Origin of the sequence: uncultured Cyclobacterium sp. (genome assembly GCF_963976465.1) — a bacterium.
Taxonomy (GTDB): Bacteria; Bacteroidota; Bacteroidia; order Cytophagales; family Cyclobacteriaceae; genus Cyclobacterium.
Map to the genome: position 1 here is coordinate 1 of NZ_CAXBOC010000258.1, position 7,755 is coordinate 7,755.

General features: G+C 39.0%; 5 protein-coding genes and 1 tRNA gene. 2 read left to right on the top strand and 4 right to left on the bottom strand.

Going from position 1 to position 7,755, the window contains the following annotated elements:
• The coding region (locus tag AAC037_RS14620) for a hypothetical protein (protein WP_339903677.1) at positions 1–1,160 on the top strand (1,160 nt) is incomplete at its 5' end.
• Positions 1,161–1,502: 342 nt separating this feature from the next.
• Here AAC037_RS14620 and AAC037_RS14625 read toward each other — a convergent pair.
• The 4 genes from AAC037_RS14625 to AAC037_RS14640 form a co-directional block, all read right to left on the bottom strand.
• A complete protein-coding gene (locus AAC037_RS14625) occupies positions 1,503–5,078 on the bottom strand; it encodes a T9SS type A sorting domain-containing protein (protein ID WP_339903678.1) in 3,576 nt (1,191 codons plus the stop codon).
• Between the two features lie 236 nt (positions 5,079–5,314).
• Positions 5,315–5,388 (bottom strand) — tRNA-Ala (locus AAC037_RS14630).
• Positions 5,389–5,430: 42 nt separating this feature from the next.
• Positions 5,431–6,051, bottom strand: a complete 621-nt coding sequence (gene recR, locus AAC037_RS14635; RefSeq protein ID WP_339903679.1) for a recombination mediator RecR — start codon at positions 6,049–6,051, stop codon at positions 5,431–5,433.
• Between the two features lie 12 nt (positions 6,052–6,063).
• Positions 6,064–6,351: an ATP-dependent Clp protease adaptor ClpS gene (locus AAC037_RS14640; protein ID WP_339903680.1), complete on the bottom strand. Its 288-nt coding sequence runs from the start codon at positions 6,349–6,351 to the stop codon at positions 6,064–6,066.
• A 53-nt stretch (positions 6,352–6,404) separates the two neighbouring features.
• Here AAC037_RS14640 and AAC037_RS14645 point away from each other — a divergent pair.
• The coding region (locus tag AAC037_RS14645; RefSeq protein ID WP_339903681.1) for a sodium:solute symporter at positions 6,405–7,755 on the top strand (1,351 nt) is incomplete at its 3' end.

Genomic DNA, 7,755 nt, shown 5'->3' on the forward strand with positions numbered 1-7,755 from the left:
ATTTACAGGAAGTCACCACCCCGGCACATCAAAAAGAATTTTTTCAAATGGCCGTCAGGCTGTATAAAAACGAAAAAAATTGGATCAGACCCCTGGATAAAGATATAGAAGATCTTTTTCACCCGGAAACCAACAAACTATTTAAAAGTGGAGGCAAATCCATTCGGTGGTTATTATTAGATGATCAAGGCAACACCATCGGTAGGAATGCCGCTTTTATCAACCCAAAATGGAAAGAGAAAATCCCAACGGGAGGGATGGGTTTTTTTGAGTGCATCAATGACCAGAAGGCAGCTTTTATGTTGTTTGATGCAGCAAAGGACTGGTTGGAGGCACAGGGTATGGAGGCCATGGATGGCCCTGTGAATTTTGGGGAAAGAGACAAATGGTGGGGATTATTGGTAGATGGCTTTTCTCCGGCTAATTATAATATGCATTGGAATTTTGGGTATTATAAAGATTTTTTCGAGGCCTACGGTTTTCAAATCTATTTCAAGCAATTTACTTACCGTAGAAATGTCAAAGGCGTTGTAGTAGATCCAAAAATTGAAAAGCGCGCATCCATTATTGCTAAGGATAAAGATTTTGAATTCAGGTACCTTAAAGGAAAAGAGCTTTGGGATAAATTTCCTGAATATTTTATGACGGTTTATAACAAAGCCTGGGCTGCGCATTTGGGGAAAACAATTTCTGAAAGAGAAGCCAAATTGATGCTTTCTTCGATGAAACCAATCATTGACCCGCACCTTGTTTATTTTGGCTTTTATAAAGGGGACCCTATTTGCTTTTTTATTAGTATTCCTGAAATTAATCAACTATTCAAATATGTTGATGGAAAAATGGATTGGATAGGAAAGCTTAAATTTTTATGGAATAAAACTTTTAACCCACCAAACAAAATGTTAGGACTGGTATTTGGCGTAGTGCCTGAATTTCAAGGAAAAGGAGTGGAAAGCGCCATGGTTACAGAGTTTAAGGACAATATAGCAGAGAAAAAATTAGCCTATCAAACCATTGAAATGAATTGGGTGGGAGACTTTAACCCTAAAATGATGCGGGTATGTGAACAGTTAAATGCCTCCATATTTAAAACGCACCATACTTACCGGTATATTTTTGATCGGACAGTTCCTTTTGAAAAACATAAAGTGTTAAAATAAAATCTTATCAATTTAATTAGGAAGCAAAAACCGCTATTTGGGCTTGCTTTTATTAAATCTAGATCCTTCGCATTTAAGATGGTGTGGTTAGGCCGATCAATTAATTTTAATCTATAGGGTAGACAAAAGAACGCATAAAAAAAACCGGCAGTAGCATTGCATGTATCGCACCGTTACCACCGGTTTTTTTCAAATCTTTAACAAGGCTTAGGTAATAGGTTTTCCTAAACTTTCTTAAGAAGTGTTGTAACCACTTTAAAATCAGTCTGATTTAAAATGATTTCAGCACCTAATTGATTGTCTATTGCCTGCTTAGGAGTTAAATTTTAGAAATCTCTTGGCTTACTTCTTTATAAATTTTTGTTGTCCCTCAAAATCCGAATTTTCTAATCTGATCAAGTAAGTCCCATTTCTTAAATGACTTAGATCCAATTCCATAGCGGGATAAAGTGCCTGAAGGTAGAAGGTTTCGATTTTCAATCCATCCAACCTATAAATAGATACCTTTGTCGGTGTGGTGAATACTTCGGCCAACCTCAATACACATTTCCCTTGGGTTGGGTTAGGGGACAAGGTGAATTTATGTGGGATGTCTATGGATACACTATTGGTCGCTACTTGTTCTTCTCCCAATATTGCTTGTGCATTATAGCTACCGGCATCAAGGTCGCTTAAATCACCCTTCCAGAGTAGCGGAGACTCTTGCACCCAATGAATAGCTGTATTTGATATCGTACCTGATCCATTGGTCAATTGAATATCCTCTGCACTAAGCAAAGGTGTTGAGGTGTTTAGCTTTAGTTCAATGGCCTGATCTTCTTCTTTTATCACCCTTAGTTGTCCTTCCATAGGTACTGAGGTATATTGAATAGAGTCCCCTAAGTGAATTAAAAGAGGTTTGGAGGACAGAGGAAGCGTCAGTTGACCATTTGCATAAGAAAGATCGACCTCCTCTCCATTCGGGGATATTCCTGACAAATACCATGCATTTTGGGCCGGATATGCGGCTGGAATTTGGAAATTAACCGTCAAGCTATCATCCCCTGAAACCGGACGCCAGGCAACGATATGTGATAAGTTACCCTCTTCATTGCGTAGTTGGTAAATATATGCATGCTCATCTTCTCTGATTACATCTTCAAAAAAGAGATTTCCCATTCTATTTTGCATGGCTTCAGCAGCGGTAAAAGCCCGCTTTTCCTTAAAATCATAGTGCAAAGATTCTGTTAAACCAGATCGCTGATAATTTATGGGGTCTATTCCGGCAAGGGTATCTACGTTGGCAAAAAAGTACCAATGGGCTTTGTCTACCCCCATTCGGCTAAGCCAGAAAAGGCCTCTCAAAGCATATACAGCCTGTGAAATAGGACTAACGGCCTCGGAATTTATCGCAGCTTCATTTTCGCTGGAAGCATCCCAACCCCATTCTGTAACATGTACTTCTTTGCCTGGCATATTGGTGTCTCTAAAGCGCAGGCCGGAAAATAAAGCCCTCATTTCAGAGGCAGGATGTTCGGGGTGAACGGCAATCCTAGCTCCTTCATCGTTTCTGTAATAGCTGTACAGGTGTAAATTAATTCCATCAAGGTAGGGTGCGGCTGCTTCATGTAATTTGGTACCCATATAATTTTTATGTCCTGTACTGGTTACCGGGTGAGATGCTTGTAAAGCTGCCGGTAATACCTTTAACAAGGGGTCAGCAGTTTTGAGTCCCTGGGCAGTTCCTTCCAGAATTTTTCTGTAAGTTGAGTCACTATAACTCCAGGGCTCATTGCCTACTTCAACCGTGCGAATTAAATTTTCATGACTTGGGCCAAAGACACTGCCAAAGGCATGGCCAAGTCCATACCCTGATGAGAAGGGTTGGTCCCAAATAGATTCAAGGAACCTATCAAAAGTGAATGTAGCATCTACTTCGAAACCTTTGTCAATCCAGTCTTGATACTCTCTGGTCCACTGTGTCCAAGGGCGCAATACATCCGGGTTTTCTCCTCCATAGGAAGGGGTGATGTCTGGATCTGCAGTATCCCAATGAATGTTGTGGTAATTTCTTGCTTGGCTTGCTGCTCTAATAAATTTTTGAGCCCCTTCATCTGGTCCTTGTAGATTGGGGACTTTTTTGGTGCCCCAAGCCCATACCGTGTTGACCCCAAAGAGCTTCCCAAAACTAGAGTTCTGAGGCTTAGGAGCAGGAGGCGGGCCATAATTGCCAAATTGATCGTATACGGTTAACTCTTGAACTGAGGCTTTTTTATAATTTATGTCTACCAATTGCTGTTCTAACCTTATATATCTGGTTCGGCTATTTACTGGAAGCTCTATATTATGAATATCTAAGGAATTGGGGTCTAATTCTGCAAGTAAAGTCAAGCTATCCAAGTCCGGGCCAACCCATAATTTAGAAGTAATGGCAGTGTTGTTTCCGTTCCATTGTTTGGCAGCAATCCACGATACAGGTTTGATTTCACCTAGATCCAATGTGATGTATTCAGATAATGGGGCTGAATAGGCAGCCAATTCTTGAATGCTAAATGCTGCACTTGAAGTCAAACTTACCTTTGTTACTTCCTCCATTTCAATAGGGAAGCGGATATGGCCGGCATCGCTGGTGCTATAGGTTGTCCGAAGAGTATCGCCCTGTTGATTGATCACTTGGATGTTTACAGGTTCTGTATGGTTGTTTACCAATCGCAAGCCTAGCCTATGTATTGAAACCGGGGCTAAATCTAAAGTAAAGCCGGCTTCACCACCAATTGGTGTTATGGAAGGGGTGCTATTCCCAAGGCTTCCATCTGTAGCATTTTCCATAGCTGCACCATTGGAGGCTACACCTACTTTATTCAAGAAAATGTTTTGCCGCTCATTGCTAACATAGCCATCTGGCAGGGGGTTGGTAGATAGCCATGCGGTTGCATTGTTGTCATCTATTACCGCTTCCGGAGCATTCTGAGAAATATTGGCAGAAGAGCTGGCAGTTACAGTTGCATTTTTTGACAAGGCATCATACAATCCTGCATCCGGGTCCCAAGTGATTTCAGGTTCCGGCTCAGGGTCAATTGGAATTTCACTGACAAGACTGTCCCCATAGGCTTCAAATTCAAAAACTGTAACTTTCTTATAATCTTGAGGGACAACCTGGTGTTCAATTCGAAGATACCTGGCTTCTATGGCTTCGGGGAATATAGTGCTGATATAGGCCGCTTCATTTGGCTGCAATTGTGCAACTTGCACCAAGCTATCCAAATGGTTTCCCACCAATAGTTGTGTTGAAAGCGAATTATTATTTCCCGACCAATGTTTCGTTTTTACTTCACTGACCAGATAACTGTCTCCTAAATCCAAAGTGATGTATTCTTTGGGGCTGCTTTCCAAAACCGCGATGTTGCCAATGGAAAATGCGGAAATGCTATTAAATTTTATTTTTACAATATTTTGAAGGTTGACTTCAAACCTAATGTTATGGTATTGCTGTTCCGGCAAGTATTCTTTTACGGCAATAACTCCCGTGCTGTCTAAAAATGAGATGTTTACCTTTTCTTGCAAGTTATTAAGTTTTAATCCTAATAAATAGATGCTTGTCGGCGTAGAGAAATCTATAAAGGCCTCTGCCGAGTTGGTATTGTTTGGTTGGAAGGAATTGATTGTTTCCGGGTCTATATTACTACTTTGAATACGGCCAGATTGAAGAAGCAGGTTTTGGTAGTCATTCTTATAAAAATTCGTAGGGAAGGGATGTGTTGACAACCAAGAAGTGTTAAGCATTCCATCTACTGCTTTTTCTTCACCGGATGGAGAGGCACTAGAACTCGAACTGATGGATCCTTCAATCTTTTGTTTTTCTTCTTGCGCGTAAAGCGTAAAATTTGAAAAAAAGAAAATAAAAATAAGGATAGAACTTTTGGTAAAGTGAAATGACATAATTTAATAGTTTATTTCCATTAAACTGGGCTTATAAAAATTACTCTTATTGGGTAATCTGGTGATTTAATAGTGTAATTAAGCAATAAAAAACACCAAGATATTTAATAAATAAAAATGTGATATTCTTCCAATTTAAAATGATACGGCAATTTATAAATATAACAATATAAAGAGCAAAAAAAATTCCTTATTTTAAAAAAAAAAGGTTTCCAACCTTGGTTGGAAACCAAAAGTGGAGGATAACGGATTCGAACCGATGACCTCTACACTGCCAGTGTAGCGCTCTAGCCAACTGAGCTAATCCCCCGAAATGGAGTGCAAATATAGATAGGTATTTTAAATCATCAAATTATTCTGTGGAATATTTTATACGCGTCAGAATACTTCTGCCTAGCGTGATTTCATCTGTATACTCTAATTCGCTCCCTACTGGGATGCCTCTGGCGATAGAAGATACTTTTATGTTTTTATCTTTTAATTTCCTGGTGATAAAAAAGGAAGTAGTGTCACCCTCCATGGTAGCAGGAAGAGCCAATATTATTTCATTGACAGGGATTTCACTTGTTGGAGAATCAATGCGTTTAATGAGAGATTCAATTTTTAGTTCTTCAGGTCCGATTCCTTGAATAGGGGAAATCACACCTCCCAAGACATGGTAGAGCCCTGTGTATTGGTTGGTGTTTTCTATGGCCAATACATCAGGGAGGTCTTCCACTACGCAGATTACACTTTTATCCCTTTTATTTCCATTGCAAATGCTGCATATGGTACTATCGGAAATATTGTGACAAATTTCGCAATACTGAATATTTTTGCGAAGGTTTATTAATGAGTCTGTAAGCGAGGTGGTTACAGGTTCTTTTTGTTTGAGCAAGTGTAAGGTAAGTCGTAAGGCTGTTTTTTTTCCAATGCCGGGAAGTCGACTTATCTCTGTTACAGCATTTTCAATTAATTTGGAAGGAAAGTTCAATTAGCGTTTGATTTAAACAATTGTTGCCTGAATGCCTGCTTCAAGAATGGATTCACACATTGGTTTAAGTTTACTCACACTTCCTTTCTTAACAGAGCATTTTCCTTTATAATGTATGATCATCGTACATTGTTCCGCCTGCTCCTGTGAATGCTTACAAACTTTAATTAAAACCTTGGAGACATGATCAAAAGTGTTGATATCATCGTTGAAAACCACCAAATCATGTTCTTCCTTGTCTACAAGTTCTTCTACTAGTAATTCTTCTTCGGATTCAAATAAATGTTCTAAAGGTTTCATTTTGCAAAGTTAATAATTAATCCCAATTTTATTGCCCTTTAGCGGAAAGCATTATGGATTCAAATCTTGTATTGATTGTAATAACATTTTATTTTTTACTGTTGTTCCTTATTTCTTGGCTTACTTCAAGGGATTTAACGTCCGACACTTTTTTTACGGGTGATAGAAAATCACCTTGGTTTTTGGTGGCTTTCGGGATGATCGGTGCCTCGCTATCAGGTGTCACTTTTATTTCAGTTCCCGGAGAAGTAGGCAATAGTAATTTCTATTATTTTCAATTGGTGTTAGGTTATACTGTAGGTTATGCAGTAATCGCTAAAGTGCTCCTTCCTCTATATTACAAGCTTAATTTAGTCTCAATATACGCATACCTTGAAGGTAGGTTTGGATTTTGGTCCTATAAAACCGGAGCCTTCTTTTTCATTCTTTCTCGCACTTTAGGTTCATCCATTAGGGTATTTTTGGTGGCAGGGGTTTTGCAAATAATTTTATTTGATCATTGGGGGATTCCTTTCTGGGTTTCTGTTTTAATTACGGTCACTCTTATTTGGTTGTATACTTTTAGAGGGGGGATTAAAACTGTGGTATGGACAGATACTCTGCAAACGTTCTTTATGCTTTTGGCAGTATTGGTTAGTATTGTTTTGGTATCAAAAGAACTTAGCATCGCTGACGTAGGTGATTTGATGATCAAGGTAGCTGAACAGCCCCATTCGAAAATTTTTAACTGGGATTGGAAAAGCGGGACTAATTTTTTCAAGCAGTTTTTTTCGGGGATGTTTATTGTCATTGTGATGACCGGATTGGATCAGGATATGATGCAAAAAAACCTTACATGTAGAAACTTAAAGGATGCCCAGAAAAATATGTTTTGGTTTACCAATATTTTGGTCTTGGTAAACCTGATCTTTTTGGCCTTAGGAGTACTGTTATACATGTATGCCGAAGCCAATCAAATCGCTATCCCTGAACGAACAGATGACTTGTACCCATTATTGGCTACTTCTCATTTTTCAACTTTTGCCGGAATTGTTTTTGTATTGGGGATTACCGCTGCAGCTTACAGCAGTGCAGACTCTACCCTTACCGCACTTACTACCTCTTTTTGCTATGATTTCCTTCAAATAGATAAAAATCCCGACAAAAATAAGGCTTTGTCTATCCGGAAAGCAGTACATCTTGGGTTTACCTTTTTAATGTTTTTTGTAATCTTGTTATTTCGTTGGCTAAACGATCAAAGTGTTATCAATGCTGTTTTCTTGATTGCAGGCTATACTTATGGACCATTGTTAGGGCTGTATTCATTTGGCCTTTTTACCAAATACAAAGTAAAAGATGCATGGGTGCCATATTTAGCAGTAATGGCCCCAATGATTTCTTTTTTCCTTTCCTCTCAGTCAGAAA

Excerpts from the sequence above, each read along its gene's own strand:
- AAC037_RS14625 (WP_339903678.1), bottom strand. The coding sequence starts at position 5,078 with ATGTCATTTCACTTTACCAAAAGTTCTATCCTTATTTTTATTTTCTTT.
- AAC037_RS14640 (WP_339903680.1), bottom strand. The coding sequence starts at position 6,351 with ATGAAACCTTTAGAACATTTATTTGAATCCGAAGAAGAATTACTAGTA.